We start from the raw sequence: 24,091 nt of genomic DNA on the forward strand, positions 1-24,091 counted from the left end.
ATGATACGCAGCACGCCAAACGGCATTCTCGGACTCAGGCCGTCAGCCTCGCTGCAGTGAATTTGTCAGTTACAAGCACGTCGATGACGCCCAGTTTCAGGGCACCCGCAATAGCTTGGGTCTTTGATTCGCCACCAGCCAGTGCGATGACGCGGCCGGCTTTTTTCAGGTCCTCTAGCGAGATGCCGATCACGCGCTCGTTCAACGGTGTTTCGACCGGCTTACCGTCCTTGTCATAGAACCGGTATGATATCTCGCCGACAGCACCCGCTTCGTGAAGCATTGCCATTTCCTGGCGGGAGAAAGTGTTGCCAGAACGGGCGAGCAACTCGGATGGCTCTACCGCTCCGATGCCAACAATTGCGAGGGTCAAGCGGCCGAAGAGGTCCAGCGTTCCGCGCACGACTGGGTCGGACAACATGACGAGTTTTGCCTCGCGCGACGAGGTGATGCCCTGGACGAGGAGCAGGCGCGGCTCTCCGCCGGTGAGCCGCGCAAGGCGCGCTGTTAGCTGTGTGGCATGGGTCTGGACGGAAGCGTCGCCCATACCGCCGAGGATCTGCGCGATATATTTGGCCTTGGCGTTTTTGAAGGGGTGGATGTTATCCACCATGCGCAGGATTGTCTGGCTCCAGCTTGAGACACCGATAATCTCGTCCTGCTGAAGTGTAACCTCCAGAAAGTGGGCGGCCGCCTCGCCGATGCGGGCCATGATTGCGCCATCGCGATCTTCTGAACAATCGATGACGATCGCCTCTGTCAGGCTATAGCGTTCCCGAAGCGCCGTTTCGAGTTCGGCAAAAGTCCCGGGTGGAGGGATGACGGTGGTTCGGACAATATCTTCCTGCTCCGCCCGTTTCAGCATGCGCGAAACGGTCGCCTGCGACATATGCATGATTTCGGCGATGTCCCCCTGCCGTTTGCCTTCGACGTGATACATCTGAGCAATGCGGGCGATCAATCGTAGCTCATTCATGCGGCCCATAGGCGTCTCCAGGTGTGAATTTTTATTCACCCTTAAATGAAGGAGTGGTCATGGTCGAGCGGTAGATTGCGTCCTTCCAGGTGAGAAGCCGAGCTTCCGAATCCGACGAACGTGGCGGCAAGGTTTTTCCGGGATGGGGCAAAGCGGCGATTGCGGCGAGGTCGGGCCAGATATCGAGCGAAAGACCCGCGAGATAGGCGGAGCCGAGTGCGGAAGCTTCAGGGGCATCGCACTGGATGATTGCATGATTGACCGTATCCGCGACGCATTGCATGAGGAAATCGTTCTTGCTCGGTGCGCCATCGACGTAGAGTCGACCTAGCGGTGCTGGCGATTGCGCCGACATCGCCTCGAACACGTCATGAACCTGGAAAGCTATTGAATCCGTCACGGCGCGTGCCATCTGGGCGCGGCTGGTGTTGAAGGTGATGCCTGAAAATAGGGCCCGCGCGTCTGCGTGCCAATATGGCGCGCCAAGTCCGACAAAGGCAGGCACGAAGCCCGGACCCATGGGCTCGGCCGTGGCCGCGAGATCTGTCAACGCCTGTACATCGGGCAGACCCAGCATCTCGGCCATCCATGGCAACGCCGCGGCGGAGACAAGAATATTTCCTTCGAAAGCATAGGTGGGTTGATCATTGATCGACCAGGCGATCGTCGTCGTAATCCCATGCTGGGGCGCGATGAATCGCGGCAACGTCGTCATGATGGAGGAACCCGTACCGAACGTAACTTTGCCGTCACCAGGATTGAAGGCACCGTGCCCGAACAGTGCGGCATGGCTGTCGCCGATCGCCGCGCAGATCGGTATACCGTCGCGCAATCCCGGTACTTTTTTGGTTTCGCCAAACCGGGCCGCGCTGTCGCGTACCTGCGGCAGGGATGATTTCGGCACACCGAACAGCGCGCAGAGTTCGTCACTCCATGCCTGTCGGTTGAGGTCGAAAAGCTGGCTGCGAGCCGCGTTGGAGGCGTCACACGCATGGACCATACCATCCGTCAGGCAGTGGATCAGCCAGGCATCGATTGTGCCAAGCCGCGCTTGGCGCCCGGAGGGCACGCGATCCAAAAGCCATTTCATCTTTGGACCTGGAAACATCGGGTCGATGGGCAGACCGGTCAGGGCTTGTACGCGTGAGGCATGGCCTGCGGCAATGAACGCGGCGCAGGCGGGTGCGCTCCGACGGCATTGCCAGCTGACCACCGGGCCAAGCGGCTCGCCGGTGACTGCGTCCCAGACGGTGACCGATTCGCGCTGGTTTGAAATTGCGATCCCGAGGATATCGGCCTCTGGTACTGCTTGCAGGCAAATGGCAATTGCCTCCTGCACGGATGCCCAGATACGCAGGGGGCTTTGTTCTACCCAGCCGGGCTGCGGGTGTTCGATGCCGACGGAAGACGACCCGCGCGACAAGATTTCTCCGGTCGTCGATACAAGCACCGCTTTGGAATTTGTGGTGCCCTGATCAATGGCGAGAATGGCGGTCGTCATAGCTGCTCCGACAGGCAAGAATTGCAGGCGCGGCATCAGGGAGGCTCGCCACGCCCGGCACGTCATCTCATCCGCGATATCAGCTGCGGCAAGACTTGCGTGCTATCAACGTGATGGCCGCCTCGGCGATGGCGGACGGGGACATCCCGAATTCGTCTAGCAGGAATTCTGCCGATCCTGTCGGCGCGAAGATGCCGGGAACACCGAGGATTTTCATCGGCACAGGCGCCTCGGCCACCACGACTTCAGCGATGGCGGAGCCGAGACCACCAAAGGTGGAATGTTCTTCGGCCGTCAGAATGGCGCCGGTATCTTGAGCTGCGGCCACCACTGCCTCGACATCAATAGGCCGGACGGTTGCCATGTTCAATACGCGCGCCTCGATGCCTTTTTCGGCGAGAAGCTTGGCCGCCGTTAGAATGCGATGCGTGAGCGTGCCGTTAGCGATGAGCGTGACTGCATCGCCGTCCCGCAGCAGATTGGCCTTGCCGAGTTCGAATGTATGCCCAGCCGGCAGCAGGTCCGGCACCCCGACGCGCGATAGGCGCAGGAAGACCGGCCCCTCATAGGCTGCTGCCCATTCCACGGCCGCGGCTGTCTCGATCGAATCGCAGGGCGCGATCACCGGCAGGTTCGGCAAAACCCGAAGCCAGGCAAAGTCTTCAATGGAGTGGTGCGTCGGCCCAAGCTCGCCATAGGCCATGCCCGACGAAATGCCGACCAACTTCACATTGGCGTTCGAATAGGCGATGTCGGCCTTGACCTGTTCCAGGGATCGACCGGTCAGAAAGCAGGCGGCGCCGCAGACGAAGGGCAGGAGGCCGCCATTGGCAAGGCCAGCACCGACGCCCACCATGTTCTGTTCGGCGATGCCAACGTTTACCAGCCGCTCCGGCCATCTACCCTTGAATCCGCCCAGTTTGGACGAGCCTACCGAGTCATTGCACACCGCAACGATTTTGGCGTTGTCGGCCGCGAGACGTTCCAGCGTGGAAACAAAAGCATCCCGGCAGTCGTGAAGCTTGGGGGGAGTTGTCAAAGCATTCATCACATTGCCTCCGAAAGCTCAGCGACCGCGATCTTGTACTGCTCGGCGTTGGGAACCTTGTGGTGCCAGTCCACCGTGTCCTGCATAAACGAGATACCGTGTCCCTTGTTGGTATGGGCGACGATGCAGTGCGGACGATCGCCGCGCCGTTCGAGCGCGGAGATGATGTCCGCCATGTCATTGCCGTTGATCTCGGACACGGACCATCCGAACGCTTCCAGCTTGGCGGGGAACGGGGCCATATTGTTGGTATCCTTCAGGGAGGCACCCTGTTGGAAACGGTTGTGGTCGATGATCAGCGTCAGGTTGTCCAGGCGGAACTGTGCTGCTGATGAAATTGCCTCCCAGTTCGATCCTTCCTGCATCTCGCCATCACCGGTCATCACATAGGTGTGGTAGTTGGCGCCGGTTAACTTGGCTGCCTTGGCCATCCCGACGGCAACGGGCAGGCCGTGTCCAAGCGGGCCGGTGTTGGTCTCGACGCCTGGAACTTTGTTGCAGTTCGGATGTCCATTCAGACGCGAATGCGGCTTCAGGAAAGTGCTGATCTCTTCTTCAGAAATGAACCCGCGCTTGGCCAGAGTCACGTATAGAGCAAGGGCGACATGACCCTTCGAGAGGATGAAGCGATCGCGCTCTGGATGTTTCGGTTGATCCGGCCAGATCCGCAGTACGCGGAAATACAACGCGGTCAGAATGTCGATGGCCGACATCTCACCGCCGATATGGCCTGCGCCGGCTTCAAAAACCGCCTGCAGATCGCGAAGGCGAATCTGCCGGGCGATGCTGTCGAGATCGTTCGGCTGCATGAATCCCTCTTAGTGCATAAATATTCATTCGTTTATATAATTGCAAGATTGGCCTTTAAGTCAAGCGCAATTCACATTTGAGGTAAAAATATAGACCGAAAATCCAGGTTGACAGAGATGCAATCGATACTATAGGAATTTACAGACAGACATGCATATTTATGCACGCGTCTTTTATGGGCTGGTTTCGAGGAGGATGCTATGCTTGCAGCTACGAAGGAGAGGCACGGTATCGCTGCTGGCCAGATTTTTGCCTCGCTGCGCGGGGCAACAGGACCGCTTATCGGCTTGCTTCTCCTGTGTCTTTTTCTGACCTTTGCAACCGACAAATTTCTTTCGATCCGCAACTTTCTCAACGTCTTGGATCAAATCACGGTGCTGGGTGTAATGGCCGTGGGCATGACCATGGTTATCCTCATCGGCGGCATCGACCTGGCCGTGGGGTCGGTCATGGCGCTGGCAATGATGGTCGTCGGCTACCTGAACGTCGTTGTCGGGGTCCCGATGGGCATTGCCATCCCCGCAGCGCTGCTGGTGGCGTCGCTGAACGGCCTTATCGCCGGGCTTCTTATCACGCGGTTCAACGTGCCTGCGTTCATTGCCACCCTAGCCATGATGTCGATCTCTCGCGGCATTGCCAATATGATTACCGACGGACAGCAGATCATCGGATTTCCCGCATGGTTTAACATGATGGCCATCGTGCGCTTCGGCGGCTTCCTGACGTTGACAGTTGCGGTGATGTTTGTCGTGTTCCTGATTGGCCTGCTCTACCAGCGCTACCGCCATGGAGGCCGCATTCTCTATGCCATCGGCGGCAACGCGGAAGTGGCGCGGCTGGCGGGAATAAACGTGCAGCTGGCCACCGTGCTTGTTTACGTCGTCTGCAGTTTTCTGGCTGGTTTGTCGGGCATGGTTCTCGCAGCGCGCCTCGACTCGGTGCAGCCCTCATCCGGTGTATCCTACGAGCTGGACGCCATCGCGGCCGTCGTCATCGGTGGCACCTCGCTGTCCGGCGGCACAGGCGGTATCGGCGGCACTATTATCGGCGTGCTCATCATTGGCGTGCTGCGCAACGGCCTTAACCTCCTTAGCGTTTCGCCTTTCTTACAGCAGGTGATCATTGGCGCGGTCATTGTCCTCGCCGTCACTGCCGAAACCTATCGCAAACGGAAGTAACCAAATTTTCATCCGGGGCGAGGACGCCCCGGGTTCTGAAAATGGCAAGCAATAGTGCGGGCCGGCAAGAGAGGTCTCCGGCAATGGCAGGAAACCGACACGTTCAACTCGGAGGAAAAACCATGAAACTGTCCAAGCTGATAATGGCAGCCACCGCGGCTACATTTCTGATGTCCCCGCTCGGCGCTTCCGCCGCGGAGGTCAAAAAGATCGGGCTCGCTGTGCCGAACCTTCAGGCGGACTTCTTCAACCAGATCAAACTCGGCGTCGAAAAGTATGCCAAAGAAAAAGGTCTCGAAGTAATTGTCGTTGACGCGAAGAACGACACCGCGACCCAGGTCAGCCAAGTTCAGGACTTGATGACCCAGGGAATTGACGCGTTTATCTATATCCCGGCTGGGGCGGCTGCAGCGGCGGTACCGACCCGCCTTGCACGTGAAGCCGGCATTCCGGTGATCAACGTCGACCGTGTTCCCGACGGTGCGCCGGGCGACACCTTCATCGCCGGGGAAAGCGTCGAATCCGCCTACGCCGTATGCAAGCACATCATCGAGAAGGCTGGGGGCAAGGGCAAGATGGCCATCATCCACGGCCAGAAGGGCACAACGCCGGAGGTAGACCGCTTCACGGGTTGCAAGCGCGCCATCGACGAAAACAAGGGCGTGGAACTTGTCGACCAGCAGTGGAGCCAGATGTGGTCGGCCGACGAGGGCTTCTCGATCGCCCAGAACATGCTCCAGGCGAACCCCGACATCACGATCATCTTTGGACAGGCCGACGGTTTGGCCATGGGGGCGGCGAAGGCCATGGACGTCGCTAACCTCTCCGACAAGGTGATCATCGGCGGTTATGATGGCGATGTTTCTGCTCTCGAATACCTTGCAAAGTGCAAGGGTCCGTTCATCGCGACTGCTACTCAGAGCACGCAGAAGATGGGGGTCCTCGCGGTTGAATCGGCTCTGGCCGTGGCCGCAGGCCAGAAGGTCGAAGCGCGTCAGACCCCGAATGCCGTTCTGACGACCTGCGACAATGCGCCGGAATTCGTGAAGAGCCATCCGTAACCTGTCTTGATAGCGAAAGGCAGTAGCGCAATGACAACTTACTCGTCCATCCTGTCGCTCCGTGGCATCCAGAAATCCTACGGTCCGGTCAAGGTGTTACACGGCATCGATTTCGATGTTCGTCCCGGAGAAGTCGTGGCGCTGCTGGGCGAAAACGGTGCTGGAAAATCGACCCTGTCGAACATTATTTCCGGCACCGTCCAGCCCTCGGCCGGAGATATGACGTGGCTTGGGGCGGCATACGCACCCGCCACGCCCCGCGCTGCTATGGACTCGGGCGTCGGCATGATCCACCAGGAACTGAAACTTCTGCCGAAATTATCGATTGCGGAGAACATCTTCCTCGGCCGCTATCCGATGAAAGGCGGTCGGATCGACAGAAGGGCCATGGAAGAGCGCGCGCGCGCTGGCTTGCACAGGCTCGGTCTTGATATTTCGCCCGATCGACTTGTCGAAGGATTGTCGACCGGAAGACAACAGTTGATCGAGATTGCCAAGGCGTTGACCCTTAACGCCCGGCTGCTGATCCTCGACGAGCCTACTGCCGCACTTGGCGGCGATGAAACCCAGCTTCTGTTCCAACAGATCCAGCGTCTCAAGTTGGAGGGCGTGGGTATCGTTTACATCTCGCATCGGCTTGAAGAGATCCGGCTGATTGCCGACCGCATCGTCGTGATGCGCGATGGTGCAAAAGTAAAGGAATTCGCCAACGGCGACGTACCTGTTCGCACTATCGTTGAGGCAATGGTCGGGCGCCCCCTGGAGCGCATGTTTCCCGCATTACCGGCGGCGGCCGACGAGGTAACGCTTGAAGTTCGCGATCTGACATCACCGTCCAATTCATTTCGCAACATCAGTTTTACGGTTCGCAAGGGCGAGATTTTTGGGATAGCCGGCCTGATGGGCGCCGGCCGTACGGAACTTGTTCGCGCCATTACCGGGGCCGACCCAATTTCCGCTGGCGAGGTGCTGCTGCACGGCAAGCCCGTCACGCCGCGCTCGCCCATAGACGCGATCCGCAACGGCATCGTGTTGGTGCCGGAAGATAGAAAGCTCCAGGGCGTGGTGCTCGATCACTCGATTGCGGAAAACATCGCTTACGCCAATCTCGGCAGAATCTCCCGCAAGGGCTGGATCTCGTCACGGCGGCTCCGTCAGTTCGCCGATGAATATATCAGGAGGTTCGGCGTCAAGGGGCGCGGCGAACAGAAGGCCGGTGAACTCAGCGGCGGCAACCAGCAGAAAGTGGTGCTGGCCAAATGGCTGGCCCGCAAGCCGCGGGTCGTAGTGCTGGACGAACCCACGCGCGGCATCGATGTTGGTGCCCGATCGTCGATCTATGATCTGATCATTGATTTGGCCCGCGAAGGCGTCGCCGTAGTCGTGGTCAGTTCGGATCTCGAGGAAGTACTAGGGGTCTCCAGCCGCATCATGGTCATGGCACAGGGCAAGCAGGCCGGCATTCTAGACCGCAAGGACGCAAACGACGTCTCGGTCATGGAACTGGCAACCATCTGAACAGGGAATATACCGAATGTCTGATATCGCTCTCCAGGCGCCAAAATTATTCGATCTTTCCGGTAGTGTCGCACTCGTGACAGGTGGTGGTAGCGGCATCGGCCAGCGCATTGCCATAGGGCTGGCGCAATGCGGGGCCGATGTCGCCCTACTTGATCGGCGCACCGATGACGGGCTGGCCAATACTGCTGATTTCATCGCCAAGGCGGGCCGACGCAGTATCCAGATTGCTGCAGACGTGACCAGCAGCGCAGCGCTCAACGATGCAGTCGCCCGCACCGAAGCGGAACTCGGCACCTTGACCCTCGCGGTCAACGCAGCCGGCATCGCCAACGCCAACCCGGCCGAGGAGATGGAGGAAAGTCAGTTCCAGACGATGATCGACATCAACCTGAAAGGCGTGTTCCTTTCCTGCCAGGCCGAATCCCGCGCGATGTTGAAAAACGGCCGCGGTGCGATCGTCAACATCGCCTCGATGTCCGGTGTCATCGTCAATCGCGGCCTCAACCAATGCCACTACAACGCCTCGAAAGCCGGCGTCATCCACATGTCGAAATCTATGGCGATGGAGTGGGTCGGCCGCGGAATTCGGGTAAACACCATCAGCCCGGGCTATACCGCTACGCCGATGAACACCCGCCCGGAAATGATCCACCAGACAAAGCTCTTCGAGGAGCAGACCCCGATGCAGCGCATGGCCTCCGTGGACGAGATGGTTGGTCCAGCGGTGTTCCTTCTGTCGAACGCCGCAAGTTTCGTTACCGGGGTCGACCTCCTGGTCGATGGCGGATTCTGCTGCTGGTGAGCCGATAAGATCGCAAATTTCCGCCGGGCGAATTAGCGAGGAAGCTGGACTTGATGGGGGCGTTAATTAACATGCATATTAATCGCGATTTGCATAAATATCCAACGTCAATTCTCACCGTCACTACTGATGTTTGTCTCGCGCAAGATAACAGTTGCAACGGAATAGTCTCTGGAGGGCCTTGCATACCCGCAGAAATCACCAAAGCGGCATTGAGTTCCGGCGTAAGGGGTCCGCGCTGAACGCCTCTGCAAGTTTCCGCCGCGGCATCTGGCCTCTCCAATCGGGATCGCTGGGATTGCATCGGCACGCAGTATCGCATGGCCGGCAACGGGAGACATGCGGTGAAATGCCGGCGATCGGGGAGCGGCCGCCGGACAATCAAAGGGAGAGAGAAAATGAAATTCAACCATGTACTGGCCGGATTTGTTCTTGCTTCGGCTCTTGCTACATCCACCGCTTTTGCCTTCGATCAGGGCGACCTGATCAAACCCGTCGGCAAGACCCTCAGTATCGTATTTATTCCGAAGGTAGTGCATCCTTGGTACGAAGTGGTCGCAGCCGGCGCCACTAAGGCCGCTGAGGAGCTCAAAGTCGAAGGTATCACCGTCGATGTCGTGTGGGACTCACCGCCGCAAGCCGACGTCGCTGATCACAACCGCCGAATCGAGACCAATATCGGCCGCCATCCAGACGGTCTTGCCGTTTCCTGTCTCGATCCGGGAACGAATGTCCAGCTTCTCGGCGAAGCCGTGAAAGCCGGCGTCAACCTCATCACATTCGACACATTCTGCGCGGAAGATTTCGATTTCGTCGGCCACAAGGGCGACTATCAGGACGGTTCCGACCTGGCGGAGTTCCTGGCCGAGAAGATTGGCGATGAAGGCGAAGTCGGTATTCTGGCCGGCAGTTTGACTGCAACCAATCATGCAGCGCGCGTCAAAGGGTTCAAGGAGACCATTGCCAAGCACCCGAACATCAAAGTCGTTTTTGAACAGCCCGACGATGATGATCTCGAAAAGGCTGTGAACCTGACCGAAAACGCACTTCAGGCGAATCCGAATCTGAAGGGCATCTTCGGCGCCAATGCCTCTAACCCCATTGGTGCGGCACGTGCTGTGCAGAACGCCGGTAAAGCAGGAGCCATCACCATCGTTGGCATGGACGACCTGCCCGAAACGCTCCAGTTTATCAAGGACGGCGTCATCGCAGGCGTGAAGGCGCAGCGCCAGTGGGAGATCGGCTACTGGGCCGTAAGATATCTTGTCGCCAAGAATCAGAACCACACAATCCCCCATGAACATGCCACTGGGTCCCAGATCCTGACGAAGGAGCTTCTTGGAAACTAGAAACTTCCGAAAGGGGGGCGCTTGCGCTCCCCTCATCTGGAGACCTATTCGTGAACGACGTCATCCTTGAAGTTCAGAACATCGACAAGAGTTTTGCGGGCGTGCATGCGCTGGCCGATGTCAGCCTTTCTTTGCGCGCGGGTGAAGTGCATGCCGTTATCGGCGAGAACGGTGCTGGCAAGAGCACGTTGATGAACATCGTCTCCGGGAAACTTGCGCCAGACAGAGGCACCCTTTTGCGCAAGGGATCGGCTGTCACCTTCGCCAACCCGCGCGATGCACAACGCCAGGGCATCGCAATCGCGCCGCAAGAGATCAATCTCGTTCCGGGCCTGAGTATTTTCGAGAATATCGCGCTCGGTGCTCAAGCGGGCGGTGGTCTCGGGTTGATCAACTGGCGCAGGACCCGCGAGGCAGCTATCTCTATCTTGCACCAGATTGACGATAGCATTGATCCCGATTGCAAAGCGGGACAACTCAGTAAGGCCGAGCAGCAACTTGTTCAGATTGCTCGGGCTGTCTCCACCTCGGCCGAAATCCTGATCTTCGACGAACCGACGGCTGCGCTTACCGCCCGTGAGACCGAACGGCTTTTTGCCTTCATCCGCAGGTTCCGCGAAAACGGCAATTCTATCTTTTACATTTCCCATCGCCTCGAGGAAATACTCGCTCTGTCGCAGCGCATTACGTGCTTGCGCGACGGGTGTCTCGTCGCCGAACTTGATACAGCTTCCACAACCAAGGATGAGATGGTCCGGCACATGGCCGGGCGCATCGTGAAACCGGCGCCGCATCGCCCGCCCGGAAGCCTGCCGCAGGAAACGGTACTTGATGTTAAACGGCTGACGCGCAAGGGCGAGTTTGCCGATATCAGCTTTGACCTCCGGCGCGGCGAGATAGTGGGCATCGCCGGTCTCATCGGCTCAGGCCGTACGGAACTTGGCAAATGCCTCTTCGGATTGAAAGTCGCGGATTCGGGCGACGTCACCGTGTTCGGTGAACGCGTTCGGCTCCGGCATCCGGCCGATGCGATCGCCAAGGGCCTTGTCTACCTGCCGGAAGAGCGCAAGCAGGAGGGCATCTTCGCCCTGCTCAGCATCAGCGAGAACATGACTATTTCCGTCTTTGACCGTTTTCGCGGTTTTTTTGGCCTTCGGTTTCCCGATATGCTGCGCGAGGTCGAGACTTTCGTCGACCGGCTGAAGATCAAGATCGGCCGCCCTGAAGACGCAATAACGACTTTAAGCGGCGGCAACCAGCAGAAGGTCATCATCGCGCGGTGGCTCTTGAAAAACAGCCGCGTTCTCATTCTCGACGAGCCGACCCGCGGCATCGATGTAAACGCCAAGGCCGAAATCCAGGGCGTCCTGCGTGATCTTACCGGGAGTGGTCTGTCCATCATTTATATCTCCTCCGAACTGCAGGAGGTCATCGATGTTTCCGACCGCATCGTCGTCATGCATGAGGGCCGCATCCGCGGCACGGTTAACGCTGCCGAAGCGACGCAGGAAAGCCTGCTTGCAATCGCGATGTCTTAGAAGGAACCTGGAAAATGACGATCGTTCAAACATCGGCCCAGGGCCGTTCAGGCAACCGGTCCGCGCTGACACGGTTTCGGAAATGGGATGCAAGCGGAGTGCTGGTGGCGCTACTGGCGTTGGTCATTGTGCTGACCATCGCTGCGCCAGCGTTCTTCTCCCAATACAATCTTAGTGTGGTGGCGCGCCAGGCATCGTTCGTTGGCCTTGTCGCGCTCGGTCAGACCCTGGTGCTCCTCATAGGCGGCATTGACCTGTCCGTTGGCGCGGCAGCCGCACTTTCAACGATCGTGGGTTCGCTACTTCTGACGCAAACCGGAATCCACCCCTATGCTGTTCTGCCGCTGACCGCGCTGTTCGGCATGTGCCTTGGCTGCATCAATGGATTTTTCGTCGCCGTCTTGAGGCTCAATCCGTTTATCGTCACGCTGGCATCGTGGGAAGTTTTCGCCGGTCTGACGCTCGTCATCACGAAAGGATATCCCATTCGGCCGCTCGGGGAAACGTTCCGCGTCTTTGGCCAAGGTGCCGTTTTCGGCGTGCCGGTACCGGTGCTCATTTTCCTAGGCTCCGGCGCCATCCTCACCTTTATGCTGGCGCGCACCAAATTCGGCCGCAACATCTATGCCATAGGCGGTAATCGCGAGGCAGCGGAACTCGTGGGGATACGGAGTTGGCGCGTCGAGCTTCTCGTCTTTGGTCTTGCGGGCATGTTCGCTGCGCTGGCCGGTATTCTCTACGCCAGTCGGATGGATTCTGGTCAGCCGTCGGTTGGGGAAGGCTGGCTGATGGGCGCGATTACAGCGGCGATCATCGGCGGAACGAGCCTCAAAGGCGGGCAGGGCACGATCATCGGTACCATTCTGGGGGCGCTGCTCATGGCAGTCCTCGCCAACGGCATCGTCTTGATGAATGTCTCCGGATACTGGGAACGTGTTATCGTCGGTGTGGTCGTGCTGATCGCAATTCTTGTCGATCTATTGAGACGGCGTTGAAAGCTGGCGCCCCGCGGATTATCGGGGCACCAGCGGGGACGTTAACTGGCAACGGCATACAATGAAGACGATAAAGCTTCCCGATCAAGCCTATAGGCGATGAGATCTTCGATCGTGATCAAATGCAAGTTGTGACGGGCGGCAAACTTTTCGAGATCGGGAAGGCGCGCCATGGTGCCATCGTCGTTTGCGACTTCACAGATGACGCCAGACGGTGATTTGCCAGCAAGTCTGGCGAGATCGACAGCTGCTTCCGTGTGACCGGGACGACCAATAACCCCATCCCGATGCGCACGAAGTGGGAAAATATGACCCGGCCGCGCGAAGTCTTCGCCGCGGGAACTTGGGTTCATCAACGCTTGTATTGTAGAGGCACGGTCAGCTGCTGATATGCCCGTACTCGTGCTCGCAATATGGTCGACGGAAACAGTAAAAGCAGTTCGGTGGTACTCGGTGTTCTGTTGAACCATTAGCGGAATATCCAACTGATCCAGTCGGTCGGCGTCCATCGCCACGCAAATCAGGCCACGGGCGTAATTCATCATGAAGGCAATTGCTGACGGTGTTACGGCATTGGATGCAATAACAAGGTCGCCCTCGTTTTCACGGTCACGGTCGTCAACGACGACAATGATTTCACCACGCGCAATTGCGGCGATTGCGTCTTCGATTTTCGATACTGCCAAAGTACTAGCCTTTCAAGGGTTGGTCGCATGTGCGACTTTCGCGGCTTCGGGTGAAGCCGCCACTATCCCTTGGGCGAACAAGCATATCGTTGGTCGTCGCGGCGACCCCAATAGCATGTTCTCTTCCATCCGGACTATGACCGTCGGCTCTGGCATCTCACCAGATCTGCTGACCCCCCACCGCACGGTGGAGGCGCTCGCGGGCTCCAAGTTGCCTTGATACCGCCGGTGGGGAATTGCACCCCGCCCTGAGAACACCACCAATATTAAGTACTCAACTTAGAATCTTCAAGGGTCGAGTTTCCCTAACATTGTCAGGCGCGCGCCTCGACCCTCAATGAGGCCGGGGAGGTGTGAAGACGCACATTCACTCCTCAATCAGTTACAGGCGATTTTCGGCTTTGGATTTACCCGTCTTGCGATCCTGGCCGACGTCGTAATTCACCTGTTGAAAGCTAAGGCAACTTTGATGGCGGAACGGGTGCCTTCGTATTATGGAATACCCAGTTCCATAAATCGCCTTACGCCTCCCAAGTTTGTGGCGGCGAAGTAGAAATGTCCGCCTTTATGCAAAGTTAAAGTGTCCGGTCGGCCTTCTGCGGCACGAGGACCAGCCCCGATCTGAGTGGCTGATCCCGCTTGCAAGATCAGATCGGGGCGGATGGTACCCGCCCCTCCGGCTTTTAGACGATTTGATCGACACTTTACTCTGCCGCCGGCTGTCTTTGCAGCGCCTTTTGGCGGCGCGCAATCACCGCTGGAAAGTTCCTTCCGGTAGCGGTCGAGCCGCGGGGTCAATTTCAACGTATCGGCTGCGCATCCACCTTGGCCTTGATCGCGCCGCTCGAGAGCTTGGCGAGTTTCAAGCCAAAACCCATGTTCTGGCGAACCGTCATGTGCGGATAGAGCGCAGAGGTCTGGAACACCATGGCGAGCTTGCGCTCAACGGGCAAGGCCGCGGTCACGTCGTGTCCGTCGATGACGATCTGGCCGGGGGTCGTCGCCTCCAACCCTGCGATCATCCGCAACAAGGTGGGCTTGCCGCAGCCGGAAGGACCGACGATGACCACGAACTCGCCGTCGGCGATCTCCAGGTCGAGATCCCTGATGATCTTGACAGTGCCATATTTGCTTGCCGGCCTTGTGCAGCGAAATCTTACCCATGGTTTGTCGCGCACAAAACTGCCATTCAACGTTGGCAACTTCACCCTGCGACGGTCCAGTGCCGAAAACACTTGATTGTCGTGCAACGGGAGGGAGCAGCGTTTAGGGGGAATTGCAATTAGTCTTCACTCAGTCGGGTAACGCACCATCATAGTGACCGCGCGGCCTGATCAATGTTCCCTTTTGATTTTGCTCCATTACGTGCGCGCACCAGCCCACAGCCCGGGCAATCAGAAAAATGCGGAATGGCCCATCTTCGGGCAACCCCAGTGCATCGACCATCACCGCAAGTGCATAATCACAATTGGGAAGCAGTCCCGTGAGGTCGAAAACGCTGGCAGCCAGCGCCAGCAGGTCATCCGGCACCTTGATACCTGCTAGCATCAGACCCGCACGAGGATCACCATCGGGATAGAGGTTATGGCCAAATCCCGGCAGCATTCGATCTCGCTCCAGCCATTGCCGAACAGCTTTCTTCGCACCTTGCCGCCGAGCATCTGCGGCAAGAGATCGCAAGGCTTCGCCAGCACCGCCATGTCGCGGGCCGGATAGGGCGCACAATCCGGCAAGCAGGCAGGCGGGTAACGATGCTCCGGTTGATGCAGCGACCCGAGCAGCAAATGTTGACGCGTTGAGATCGTGATCGGCCATTGCGACCAAAGCCTGCCGTAACCTGTCAGCAATTTGCGCGTTGCAATTCCAACCAATGGCAAGTCGCTCATGGATCGGGCCGGAGCCGTCTACGGCCCCACAGACCGAAGCCAGTTTGCCGACAATCATGGCCGCATCATGTGCAAGATGATTGCCGCTACGCCCCAGGATTGGCTGACCTTGCGACGCATGGGTGGCAAGGACCAAAAACGCATCTTGGCTGGCTTCGATAGCATCGCCCGAAAAGATGGGCAAACGCCGCACATCCCAAAGGAGGGCAGCAGCTTCTTCGAGCGTCGAACTGTGAGCCAACCCCACGGCATCCTGTCCACAATAATATAGCTTGCCGCGATGAACGGCAGACAGGCTGGTTTGGATCGCCGGTTCGCCCCAGTTCATTGAACTAGCTGCAATCGTTGCTGGCTTTCGTCCTCGGGCCTTGCGCACCGAGACTTCTACGATGTCATCGGCGTTGTAGAGGCTTCGGCGACTGTCGGCGGGATCAGGCTGCATGCGGATACGGCCTCGGCTCGCATAGGCGTAGAGCGTTTGCGCCTTAATGCCCAGCCTCAAGAGCGCCGTATCGCGATCAATCAAATTCGTCATATTGATTATATGTATCAAGATTGATTGAATCGGCAATCAAGCAAAAATGCAACTCATCTGATCAGGATGAGGCCATTATGTCCGACAATATTACGTATTCCATGCTCACCGACATGCTGGCCGCGCTTGACCTGTCTGGCGATACCGCATCACGCGTGACCTTTGACGGTAGCGATAGCTTACCTTCCTGTTTTCCTGTTTCGGAGCTCGCCGCCGCCTCGATAGGCGCTGCTGCCACAGCGGTTTCCGAACTGGTCGGCCTGTACTCGACTGTCCCACCAGTCTCGGTCTCCTATAGGTTGGCGTCGCTCTGGTTCACCTGGTCAATTCGGCCTCAAGGTTGGGAAATGCTGAACCCTTGGGACGGCCTGGCGGGCGACTACAAGACACGGAATGGATGGATCAAACTCCATACCAATGCCCCGCATCACCGCGCAGCGGCGCTATCAGTGCTTGGTTGCGAACCAAGCCGCGAGGCTGTTGCGGACATTGTCAAGACATGGTGTGGAGACGAGCTTGAAGAAGCGATTGTCGCTGCTGGTGGCTGCGCCGCACGCTTGCGGTCTGTCGAAGATTGGGCTGCCCATCCGCAAGGCGAAGCTGTTTCGGCAGAAAAATTGATACTTTGGGATACACCCGGCAAGAGGATGGCAAACGAATGGCAGCCCTCTCCCGCTCGCCCGCTTTCGGGGCTGCGTGTGCTCGATCTCACCCGCGTTCTTGCGGGGCCTGTGGCGACGCGATTTCTTGCTGGATTTGGCGCGGATGTCTTGCGTATCGATCCACCCGGATGGGATGAACCCGGCGTCATCCCCGAAGTCACATTGGGTAAGCGTTGCGCAAGGCTCGACCTCAAGACGCCATCTGGGCGTAATGTCTTTAGTGAGTTGCTCAACAAGGCGGACATATTGGTTCATGGCTATCGCAGCGACGCACTCGAAGAAATCGGGTTCGGCACCGCAGCGCGACAGGCCGTTCGCCCTGGCCTGATCGACATATCCCTCGATGCTTATGGCCATAGCGGACCCTGGGCGCGGCGGCGCGGCTTTGACAGCCTCGTCCAGTTTTCGTCCGGGATTGCTGGAACGGGCATGGATTGGCGCAGCGCAGACGCGCCGTTCTCGCTTCCCGTTCAAGCACTCGATCATGCTACAGGCTATCTCCTGGCGGCTGCCGCAGTTCGGGGTGTGATCGCAAAATCGACAGGCGCAGGCCCAATAAGTGCGCGGCTGTCTCTGGCACGCACAGCAAAGCTCCTAGTTGATCACAAAGGCAGCCCATCCAACGCCAGATTTCAACCGTTGATGGATGAAGACTTCGGCACCACCGTTGAACAAACAGATTGGGGACCGGCGCTGCGCTTGCTTCCACCGGTCAACATTGCTGGCACTCCGATGAACTGGACACGGCCAGCAATAAAACTCGGTTCAAACGAGGCGGTCTGGCTTGGTTGAGTGAATGGTGTCCCCTGATGCCATTCTTGCAAGGTCCGGTTTGGCGAAGCGCTCATGCTGCCTGCAGCTTCTATCATGACCGAAAACACATGTTTCCCGTCACACACAAAATCGCCTTAGCGGGCATTATTGCAGAAATGATCCTCGGCTTCTGAAGACTTTCTATGAGGTCAGACAGGCCGCAGTATTGTCGGCTGACTTGATCACCCTCAATGAGGTCTCCGCCAAGCTTTGGATATTGGGCGCAATTGAAGTGCCGCGTCCGAACCGGGTTGCGACGACTGTCCCTCACGAAGACCTGCGCCTACGGCTCGTCGCACAAAAACTCAACAAATGTCGCATCGACATTCGCCCTTTTTCGCTAACGCAGGGCGAGAAAAGCACGATTTCTGTGCAATTGCCCAATGGAGATGCGAAATGGTCAATGTCGATGAGAAGATCGAGCCCATCTTTCAGGAGGTCTTGAGACGCAACGCTGGTGAACAGGAATTTCACCAAGCCGTGCGAGAGGTGCTGGAGAGCCTGGGACGCGTCATAGCCAAGCATCCCCGCTACCTCCCGAGGGACGAAGCAAATTCCACCCCGATTCTCGTTGGGATTTTTGCTGTGGATGCAATATTTTAGGAGAAGGTAATATTGAATAACTTGACTACAAAAATGCAGTATTTCGCCCTTTATTTAATCAATTGTCTTGATACTATGCACTTCAAGCTGAAGGAGAGTTGGGATGTCGGAGCCGTCTCCTGGTAGTGTGACCAATGCGCAGCCGCTTCCACGGCGGCGCGCGGAGCTTCTCACATTTATCGCCCTTGCCTTCGGCATATGGCCGATCATTGCGGTCGGCATTGTTGGCGGCTTCGGTTTTGCCGTCTGGATGTGGCAGATCGTTTTCGGTCCGCCAGGCCCTCCCGGACATTGAGGCGGCGATGTTTACAAAATCCATCTCACGTCGTGACTTGTTCCGTGGTCCCTCTTCCAGAAGAGCCAGTGGGATTTATCCACCGGGAGCATCCGCCCTGGGACTGTCTGCCTGCACGGGCTGCAATCTGTGCGCCGAACACTGTCCCACCGGAATAATCGTTCTGGTCGATAGCCTGCCGTCGGTCGATTTCTCCTTGGGCGAATGTACGTTCTGCGGCGAATGCAGGGCGGCTTGCCCGGAACCGGTCTTCGAACCGGATGCTGCCGTTCGGTTTCCCCACGTTGCCGTGATCGCCTCTGGTTGCCTGGCAAAACAGGATGTTGCTTGCCAGTCCTGCGGCGAAAGCTGTCCCGAACAGGCTATCCGTTTTCGGCCACGTCTGGGCGGCCCGTTTGTTCCTGAATTCAACGAGCAGATTTGCACTGGCTGCGGCGCTTGCATGCAGGTTTGTCCTGTCGGAGCGATCGGGACGAAGCCTCGTGCACTGGAGCCGGCCCATGTCTGAGGCGACGTATCACATTTCAAGCGCGGTCGTTGCGACGCTGCCTGCAAGGACGGGCGACGTTCTTGCAGAGATCGCCAAGATGGAAAATGTCGAAATCCATGCTCACGCAAACGGGAAGATCATCATCGTCATTGAGGGAACGAGCACCGGGGTGATGGGGCAGTGCCTGACGGCCATTTCACTTCTTGAGGGAGTGATCGCCGCGAACATGGTTTTCGAACATGTCGAAACGGAGAGCGCAGACAGATGACCGAAGCACTGACGCGACGCCAGGTTTTGAAAGCACATGCCGCTGGCATCGCCGCGGCTACGGCTGGCATTTCACTTCCCGCCGCAGCCCAGCCAGTTCCCGGCGGGGTAGGGGCGCTGGAGATCAAATGGTCTAAGGCTCCCTGTCGCTTCTGTGGCACCGGGTGCGGCGTGATGGTCGGCGTCAAGCAAGGTCAGGTCGTAGCAACCCACGGCGACATGCAGGCGGAGGTCAACCGCGGCCTGAACTGCATCAAGGGCTATTTCCTTTCCAAGATCATGTACGGCGAGGACCGGTTGAAGACACCGCTGCTTCGCAAACGCAACGGCGTCTACGCCAAGGATGGCGAATTCGAACCCGTCGGCTGGGACGAAGCCTTCGACGCGATGGCGCAGCAGTGCAAGAAAGTGCTGAAGGAGAAAGGGCCAACAGCCGTCGGCATGTTCGGCTCCGGCCAGTGGACGATCTTCGAGGGCTATGCAGCAACCAAGCTGATGCGGGCCGGATTCCGATCGAACAATCTCGATCCAAACGCCCGCCACTGCATGGCGTCGGCTGCCGTCGCTTTCATGCGGACCTTCGGCATGGACGAGCCGATGGGCTGCTACGACGATTTCGAGAACGCGGATGCCTTCGTGCTCTGGGGATCGAACATGGCCGAGATGCACCCGATCCTTTGGACGCGGGTTGCCGATCGCCGACTTGGCCACGACCATGTTCGCGTCGCGGTCCTGTCAACCTTTACTCACCGTAGTATGGACCTGGCCGACGTTCCGATCATCTTCAAGCCGGGAACCGATCTTGCAATCCTCAACTACATCGCCAACCACATCATCCAGACCGATCGCGTCAATACGGCGTTCGTAGAGAAGCACACCAAGTTTGCCCGTGGCGTGACCGACATTGGATACGGACTGCGGCCTGACGATCCGAAAGAAGTGAACGCCGCCAATTCGGCCGATCCGGGTAAGACAGAGCCGATGGATTTCGCGGCTTTCAAGGAGTTTGTCGCTGAATACACACTGGAGAAGACGGCCGAGTTGACGGGGGTCGAGCCGGAGTTTCTGGAACAACTGGCAGAGCTCTACGCCGACCCGAAGACCAAGGTAATGTCGCTCTGGACAATGGGGTTCAACCAGCATGTCCGCGGCGTCTGGGCAAACCAGATGGTCTACAACATTCACTTGCTGACGGGGAAGATATCCGAACCCGGCAACAGTCCTTTCTCGCTGACGGGCCAGCCCTCGGCCTGCGGCACGGCGCGGGAGGTCGGAACGTTCGCCCACCGTCTGCCGGCAGACATGGTTGTAACCAATCCCGAGCATCGCAAGCATGCGGAGGAAATCTGGCGCATTCCCCACGGCATCATTCCCGAGAAGCCGGGATACCATGCCGTTCAGCAGGACCGGATGCTGAAGGACGGCAAGCTCAATTTCTATTGGGTACAGTGTAACAACAACGTCCAGGCAGCACCCAACACCAGCAACGAGACCTATCAGGGCTATCGTAATCCTGAGAACTTCATCGTCGTCTCCGACGCCTATCCGACAATCACCGCGATGAGTGCTGATCTCATTCTGCCAGCCGCCATGTGGGTGGAAAAAGAAGGCGCTTACGGCAACGCAGAACGCAGGACCCACGTCTGGCATCAGCTCGTCCAAGCGTCTGGTGATGCACGTTCTGATCTCTGGCAGATGATGGAGTTCTCGAAGCGCTTCACCACGGAAGACGTCTGGCCGGCGGAGATGCTCGACGCCAATCCGACCTATCGGGGCAAGACCCTTTTCGACGTGCTGTTCCGCAACGGCGAGGTCGATCGGTACCCGCTCAGCGAGATCAACGGCGAATACGACAACAACGAGTCGAAGGACTTCGGCTTCTACGTCCAGAAAGGCCTGTTCGAGGAGTACGCATCGTTCGGGCGGGGCCACGGCCACGATCTTGCGCCCTATGACGCCTACCACGAAGTGCGTGGGCTGCGCTGGCCGGTCGTGGATGGGCAGGAAACGAAGTGGCGGTATCGGGAGGGGTACGATCCCTACGTGAAGCCGGGAGAGGGCGTGAATTTCTACGGTCAGAAGGATGGTAGGGCGGTTATCCTGGCCGTGCCGTACGAGCCACCGGCAGAATCGCCCGATGAGGAGTTCGATTTCTGGCTCGTGACGGGGCGGGTTCTCGAGCACTGGCATTCCGGATCGATGACGATGCGGGTTCCGGAGCTCTACAAGGCGTTTCCTGGCGCTCGTTGTTTCATGAACGCCGACGATGCCCGGAAACGCGGGATCAACCAGGGGGCGGAAGTCCGCATCGTTTCGCGGCGCGGCGAAATGCGCACCCGCATCGACATCCGCGGTCGAAACCGAATGCCCACGGGCGTCATCTTCATTCCATGGTTCGACGCAAGCCAGCTGATTAACAAGGTAACACTCGACGCCACCGATCCCATCTCCAAACAGACGGATTTCAAAAAATGCGCGGTCAAGATTCTCCCGGTCGTCGTCTGATGCGCCCCGAATGGACTGCAATCGCCGGCGGGATTTTCGTCTTCATCGCGACCGCGGCGATCGGCCAGGTGGCGACGCAGAACGTCCCGCAGCTTCAGGGCCAGACTCAGGCCATGGAATCGGGAGCGGCCACCGTCCTTCCGAAATGGGTGATCGACGACAAGCGCAAGATGCGCGCCTATCCGGACCAGCCTCCGATCATCCCCCACTCGATCGAGGGCTACGAACTGTCGGTCAACGCCAACCGTTGCCTCACCTGTCACAAGCGCGAATTCACACAGGACTCGGGCGCGCCGATGATCAGCGTGACGCACTACATGACGCGCGAGGGACAGATGATCGCGGACGTTTCGCCGCGGCGGTACTTCTGTACGGCGTGCCACGTCCCCCAGGCGGACGTCCAGCCGCTGGTTCCCAGCACCTTCAAAGACATGAGCGAACTTGGGTTCAAGCCAGCGGGAAGCGAGTGAGACCATGATCGCCTGGATCCGGAAAGTCGTGTTGTGGGCATGGAGTATCATGATCACGCCCGCCGTGACACTTGGGCTTGGGTTCCTGACGCTCGGCGGCTTCATCGGCGGCGTCATGTTCTGGGGCGCTTTCAACACGGCCCTCGAAGTGACCAATACCGAGAAGTTCTGCACCGGATGCCACGAGATGAAGGCGAACGTCTACGAGGAGCTGACGCGCACCATCCACTTCTCGAACCGTTCGGGAGTGCGCGCAAGCTGTCCCGATTGTCATGTGCCGCACCAGTGGACGGACAAGATCGCCCGCAAGATGCAGGCGTCCAAGGAAGTGTGGGGCAAGCTGTTCGGGACGATCAATACGCGGTCGAAATTTCTCGAGCACCGTCTTGAGCTGGCTCAGCACGAATGGGCGCGCATGAAGGCCAACGACAGTCTGGAATGCCGCAACTGCCACTCTTCGGTCGCGATGGATTTGCAGAAGCAGACCCAGAGGGCGGCTGAAATCCACACGCGATATCTCCTTTCGGGAAAAGCCACCTGCATCGATTGCCACAAGGGCATAGCCCACGAGCTGCCGAACATGGAAGGCATCGATCCTGGCTGGAAAATGCCGAAAGAACTCGAGGGAAAAAAGATGGCCGACGGGACTCCGGATGGTAGCACTCCGGTCGAGGATCTTCGACGCGCTTTGGCCGAAGCTCATGCCGCGGCTTTCTGACATTTAGTTAGGCCATTTCCAGTCGGACATTGTGCCGACGTCGCTCATAGTTCCGCTAGCGGGCCAGTTCGGCTGGCTCGGATAGGCGACATCGCCAGCCGCCTGGCCCCCTTCAAGCCCCTAAAGTTCATGCAGGGCTTCAGCGACAGCGGGAAATGACGTGGTGATGGGTTCACTATCCGCCTGTCACACTCATGTGCCGGGCCACGGCTGGCCTGCCCGTCCGGTCGATGACGAAGTCATGGCCCTTGGGCTTTCGGAAAATCGCTTCGTCGATCGCCGCTGAAAGAATTCCATCGTCAGGGCTGGCGCGCAGGGCGGCTCTGAGATCCGCCGCGTCGTTCTGTCCGAGGCACATGTAGAGGGTTCCGGTGCATGTCAGGCGAACGCGGTTGCAGCTCTCACAGAAATTGTGCGTCATCGGGGTTATGAAGCCAAGGCGGCCGCCCGTCTCCTCGACACGGACGTAGCGGGCAGGGCCTCCTGTGCGATGTCCGATATCGGTCAGCGTGAAATCCTTTTCGAGATCGGCGCGAAGCCTGGACAAAGGCAGATACCGGTTCGTGCGGTCCTCATCGATTTCCCCCATGGGCATCGTTTCGATCAGAGTAAGATCCATTCTGCGGCTATGAGCAAAGCGCAGCAGGTCGGGGATTTCGACGTCGTTGAAGTCCTTCAGAGCGACCGCGTTCAGCTTGACGTGGATGCCCGCCCTCAAGGCGCAATCGATCCCCTCCATCACCTTCCCAAGATCGCCCCAGCGGGTGATCTTGGTGAACTTGTCCGGATCGAGGGTGTCGAGTGAAACGTTGATCCGCCGCACGCCGCAGTCATATAGCTCGTCGGCATGGCGGGCGAGTTGCGAGCCGTTTGTCGTTATCGTGAGTTCGTCCAGCCCGGAACCGATCCTCTTGCCCAGTTGCCGCACCAGTACCATGACATTCTTGCGGACGAGGGGTTCGCCGCCCGTGAGCCTGATCTTGCGCACACCCTTATCGATGAAGACGGAGCACACACGCTCGAGCTCCTCCAGGGTCAGAAGGTCCTTCCTCGGCAAGAACTGCATGTTTTCAGCCATGCAGTAGGTGCAGCGGAAATCGCATCTGTCCGTGACGGAAACCCTCAGGTAGCTCACAGCCCTCCCGAAGGGATCGATCATCGGTGCGGCCTGCGAGGCGACCTTGTCGATGACTTGCTGGTATGGAGGGAAGGCGGCGTTCATATAAGTCTCACCCGATGCACGGACCACAGAGGCTCAATATGCACCAAACCGATTGTGAATGCTTCTGTGCTGCCAGCTCTCGCGGGTCCGCTATCTTGTATAACCATCCCGGCCACGTAGTTGCCACCAGGGGAAACGGAAATTATTTCCTCTTCGCGCC

General features: G+C 58.3%; 21 protein-coding genes, 3 pseudogenes and 1 riboswitch. Of the genes and pseudogenes, 15 read left to right on the top strand and 9 right to left on the bottom strand.

From position 1 onward, the window contains the following. Positions 1–34: 34 nt before the first annotated feature. The 4 genes from QO002_RS28825 to QO002_RS28840 form a co-directional block, all read right to left on the bottom strand. A complete protein-coding gene (locus QO002_RS28825; RefSeq protein WP_307236474.1) occupies positions 35–985 on the bottom strand; it encodes a sugar-binding transcriptional regulator in 951 nt (316 codons plus the stop codon). 22 nt (positions 986–1,007) lie between these two features. Further along, complete coding sequence (locus QO002_RS28830) at positions 1,008–2,477, bottom strand: FGGY family carbohydrate kinase (RefSeq protein ID WP_307236477.1); 1,470 nt, start codon at positions 2,475–2,477, stop codon at positions 1,008–1,010. A 79-nt stretch (positions 2,478–2,556) separates the two neighbouring features. After that, complete coding sequence (locus QO002_RS28835; protein ID WP_307236479.1) at positions 2,557–3,525, bottom strand: transketolase family protein; 969 nt, start codon at positions 3,523–3,525, stop codon at positions 2,557–2,559. Continuing rightward, the gene (locus QO002_RS28840) at positions 3,525–4,334 is read right to left on the bottom strand and encodes a transketolase (RefSeq protein ID WP_307236483.1); all 810 of its coding nucleotides are present in this window, start codon (positions 4,332–4,334) and stop codon (positions 3,525–3,527) included. Before QO002_RS28840 ends, QO002_RS28835 begins: the two co-directional genes overlap by 1 nt. 201 nt (positions 4,335–4,535) lie before the next feature. Between QO002_RS28840 and QO002_RS28845 the strand changes: the two genes are divergently transcribed. The 7 genes from QO002_RS28845 to QO002_RS28875 all read left to right on the top strand — a co-directional run bounded on the left by QO002_RS28845 (position 4,536) and on the right by QO002_RS28875 (position 12,779). Beyond that, the gene (locus QO002_RS28845; protein WP_307236487.1) at positions 4,536–5,513 is read left to right on the top strand and encodes an ABC transporter permease; all 978 of its coding nucleotides are present in this window, start codon (positions 4,536–4,538) and stop codon (positions 5,511–5,513) included. 122 nt (positions 5,514–5,635) lie between these two features. Next, positions 5,636–6,574 carry a substrate-binding domain-containing protein gene (locus QO002_RS28850; RefSeq protein WP_307236491.1) on the top strand — a complete coding sequence of 313 codons (939 nt, stop codon included), beginning with the start codon at positions 5,636–5,638 and terminating at the stop codon, positions 6,572–6,574. Positions 6,575–6,604: 30 nt separating this feature from the next. Beyond that, complete coding sequence (locus QO002_RS28855; RefSeq protein WP_307236494.1) at positions 6,605–8,092, top strand: sugar ABC transporter ATP-binding protein; 1,488 nt, start codon at positions 6,605–6,607, stop codon at positions 8,090–8,092. Between the two features lie 16 nt (positions 8,093–8,108). Further along, positions 8,109–8,897 (top strand): SDR family oxidoreductase, encoded by a 789-nt coding sequence (locus QO002_RS28860; RefSeq protein ID WP_307236497.1) that lies wholly within the window; start codon positions 8,109–8,111, stop codon positions 8,895–8,897. Positions 8,898–9,217: 320 nt separating this feature from the next. Then, positions 9,218–10,246, top strand: a complete 1,029-nt coding sequence (locus QO002_RS28865; RefSeq protein ID WP_307236500.1) for a substrate-binding domain-containing protein — start codon at positions 9,218–9,220, stop codon at positions 10,244–10,246. 50 nt (positions 10,247–10,296) lie between these two features. Next, the gene (locus tag QO002_RS28870; RefSeq protein WP_307236502.1) at positions 10,297–11,784 is read left to right on the top strand and encodes a sugar ABC transporter ATP-binding protein; all 1,488 of its coding nucleotides are present in this window, start codon (positions 10,297–10,299) and stop codon (positions 11,782–11,784) included. Between the two features lie 14 nt (positions 11,785–11,798). Next, positions 11,799–12,779, top strand: a complete 981-nt coding sequence (locus QO002_RS28875; RefSeq protein ID WP_307236505.1) for an ABC transporter permease — start codon at positions 11,799–11,801, stop codon at positions 12,777–12,779. 41 nt (positions 12,780–12,820) lie between these two features. On the opposite strand, the gene ribB is transcribed toward QO002_RS28875, so the two are convergent. From ribB to QO002_RS28890, 4 genes and pseudogenes are all read right to left on the bottom strand, one after another. Continuing rightward, positions 12,821–13,465: a 3,4-dihydroxy-2-butanone-4-phosphate synthase gene (ribB, locus tag QO002_RS28880; protein WP_307236508.1), complete on the bottom strand. Its 645-nt coding sequence runs from the start codon at positions 13,463–13,465 to the stop codon at positions 12,821–12,823. 113 nt (positions 13,466–13,578) lie between these two features. Continuing rightward, positions 13,579–13,725, bottom strand: a riboswitch (FMN riboswitch). A 122-nt stretch (positions 13,726–13,847) separates the two neighbouring features. Next, a pseudogene (locus tag QO002_RS31050) lies at positions 13,848–13,943 on the bottom strand (cold-shock protein); the annotation flags it as partial. Positions 13,944–14,265: 322 nt separating this feature from the next. Beyond that, positions 14,266–14,700 (bottom strand): ATP-binding cassette domain-containing protein, encoded by a 435-nt coding sequence (locus QO002_RS28885; protein ID WP_370878617.1) that lies wholly within the window; start codon positions 14,698–14,700, stop codon positions 14,266–14,268. 58 nt (positions 14,701–14,758) lie between these two features. After that, on the bottom strand, positions 14,759–15,886 hold the full coding sequence (locus QO002_RS28890) for a citrate synthase (RefSeq protein ID WP_307236511.1): 1,128 nt from the start codon (positions 15,884–15,886) through the stop codon (positions 14,759–14,761). A 20-nt stretch (positions 15,887–15,906) separates the two neighbouring features. Here QO002_RS28890 and QO002_RS28895 point away from each other — a divergent pair, with 20 nt between their 5' ends. From QO002_RS28895 to QO002_RS28930, 8 genes and pseudogenes are all read left to right on the top strand, one after another. Beyond that, positions 15,907–17,340 (top strand): CoA transferase, encoded by a 1,434-nt coding sequence (locus QO002_RS28895; RefSeq protein ID WP_307236513.1) that lies wholly within the window; start codon positions 15,907–15,909, stop codon positions 17,338–17,340. Between the two features lie 417 nt (positions 17,341–17,757). Further along, positions 17,758–17,895 (top strand): annotated as a pseudogene (locus QO002_RS28900) (NADP-specific glutamate dehydrogenase); the annotation flags it as partial. A gap of 172 nt (positions 17,896–18,067) precedes the next feature. Beyond that, positions 18,068–18,259, top strand: coding sequence for a periplasmic nitrate reductase, NapE protein (napE, locus tag QO002_RS28905; protein ID WP_307236516.1), 192 nt, complete (start codon positions 18,068–18,070; stop codon positions 18,257–18,259). A gap of 7 nt (positions 18,260–18,266) precedes the next feature. Further along, positions 18,267–18,767 carry a ferredoxin-type protein NapF gene (gene napF / locus QO002_RS28910; RefSeq protein WP_307236519.1) on the top strand — a complete coding sequence of 167 codons (501 nt, stop codon included), beginning with the start codon at positions 18,267–18,269 and terminating at the stop codon, positions 18,765–18,767. Next, positions 18,760–19,036 (top strand): annotated as a pseudogene (locus QO002_RS28915) (chaperone NapD); the annotation flags it as partial. The gene napF and the pseudogene QO002_RS28915, both read left to right, overlap by 8 nt. Then, positions 19,014–21,521, top strand: coding sequence for a periplasmic nitrate reductase subunit alpha (napA, locus tag QO002_RS28920; RefSeq protein ID WP_307236525.1), 2,508 nt, complete (start codon positions 19,014–19,016; stop codon positions 21,519–21,521). The pseudogene QO002_RS28915 and the gene napA, both read left to right, overlap by 23 nt. After that, positions 21,488–21,991 carry a nitrate reductase cytochrome c-type subunit gene (locus tag QO002_RS28925; RefSeq protein WP_370878618.1) on the top strand — a complete coding sequence of 168 codons (504 nt, stop codon included), beginning with the start codon at positions 21,488–21,490 and terminating at the stop codon, positions 21,989–21,991. Before napA ends, QO002_RS28925 begins: the two co-directional genes overlap by 34 nt. A gap of 4 nt (positions 21,992–21,995) precedes the next feature. Further along, a complete protein-coding gene (locus QO002_RS28930; RefSeq protein ID WP_370878619.1) occupies positions 21,996–22,709 on the top strand; it encodes a NapC/NirT family cytochrome c in 714 nt (237 codons plus the stop codon). Between the two features lie 175 nt (positions 22,710–22,884). Here QO002_RS28930 and moaA read toward each other — a convergent pair whose 3' ends face one another. Beyond that, a complete protein-coding gene (moaA, locus tag QO002_RS28935; RefSeq protein ID WP_307236527.1) occupies positions 22,885–23,931 on the bottom strand; it encodes a GTP 3',8-cyclase MoaA in 1,047 nt (348 codons plus the stop codon). Between the last annotated feature and the right edge of the window lie 160 nt (positions 23,932–24,091).

This window comes from Pararhizobium capsulatum DSM 1112 (assembly GCF_030814475.1).
GTDB lineage: Bacteria > Pseudomonadota > Alphaproteobacteria > Rhizobiales > Rhizobiaceae > Pararhizobium > Pararhizobium capsulatum.

Excerpts from the sequence above, each read along its gene's own strand:
- QO002_RS28825 (WP_307236474.1), bottom strand. The coding sequence starts at position 985 with ATGGGCCGCATGAATGAGCTACGATTGATCGCCCGCATTGCTCAGATG.
- QO002_RS28830 (WP_307236477.1), bottom strand. The coding sequence starts at position 2,477 with ATGACGACCGCCATTCTCGCCATTGATCAGGGCACCACAAATTCCAAA.
- QO002_RS28835 (WP_307236479.1), bottom strand. The coding sequence starts at position 3,525 with ATGAATGCTTTGACAACTCCCCCCAAGCTTCACGACTGCCGGGATGCT.
- QO002_RS28840 (WP_307236483.1), bottom strand. The coding sequence starts at position 4,334 with ATGCAGCCGAACGATCTCGACAGCATCGCCCGGCAGATTCGCCTTCGC.
- QO002_RS28845 (WP_307236487.1), top strand. The coding sequence starts at position 4,536 with ATGCTTGCAGCTACGAAGGAGAGGCACGGTATCGCTGCTGGCCAGATT.
- QO002_RS28850 (WP_307236491.1), top strand. The coding sequence starts at position 5,636 with ATGAAACTGTCCAAGCTGATAATGGCAGCCACCGCGGCTACATTTCTG.
- QO002_RS28855 (WP_307236494.1), top strand. The coding sequence starts at position 6,605 with ATGACAACTTACTCGTCCATCCTGTCGCTCCGTGGCATCCAGAAATCC.
- QO002_RS28860 (WP_307236497.1), top strand. The coding sequence starts at position 8,109 with ATGTCTGATATCGCTCTCCAGGCGCCAAAATTATTCGATCTTTCCGGT.
- QO002_RS28865 (WP_307236500.1), top strand. The coding sequence starts at position 9,218 with ATGGCCGGCAACGGGAGACATGCGGTGAAATGCCGGCGATCGGGGAGC.
- QO002_RS28875 (WP_307236505.1), top strand. The coding sequence starts at position 11,799 with ATGACGATCGTTCAAACATCGGCCCAGGGCCGTTCAGGCAACCGGTCC.
- QO002_RS28890 (WP_307236511.1), bottom strand. The coding sequence starts at position 15,886 with ATGACGAATTTGATTGATCGCGATACGGCGCTCTTGAGGCTGGGCATT.
- napE (WP_307236516.1), top strand. The coding sequence starts at position 18,068 with ATGTCGGAGCCGTCTCCTGGTAGTGTGACCAATGCGCAGCCGCTTCCA.
- napF (WP_307236519.1), top strand. The coding sequence starts at position 18,267 with ATGTTTACAAAATCCATCTCACGTCGTGACTTGTTCCGTGGTCCCTCT.
- napA (WP_307236525.1), top strand. The coding sequence starts at position 19,014 with ATGACCGAAGCACTGACGCGACGCCAGGTTTTGAAAGCACATGCCGCT.
- QO002_RS28925 (WP_370878618.1), top strand. The coding sequence starts at position 21,488 with ATGCGCGGTCAAGATTCTCCCGGTCGTCGTCTGATGCGCCCCGAATGG.
- QO002_RS28930 (WP_370878619.1), top strand. The coding sequence starts at position 21,996 with ATGATCGCCTGGATCCGGAAAGTCGTGTTGTGGGCATGGAGTATCATG.
- moaA (WP_307236527.1), bottom strand. The coding sequence starts at position 23,931 with ATGAACGCCGCCTTCCCTCCATACCAGCAAGTCATCGACAAGGTCGCC.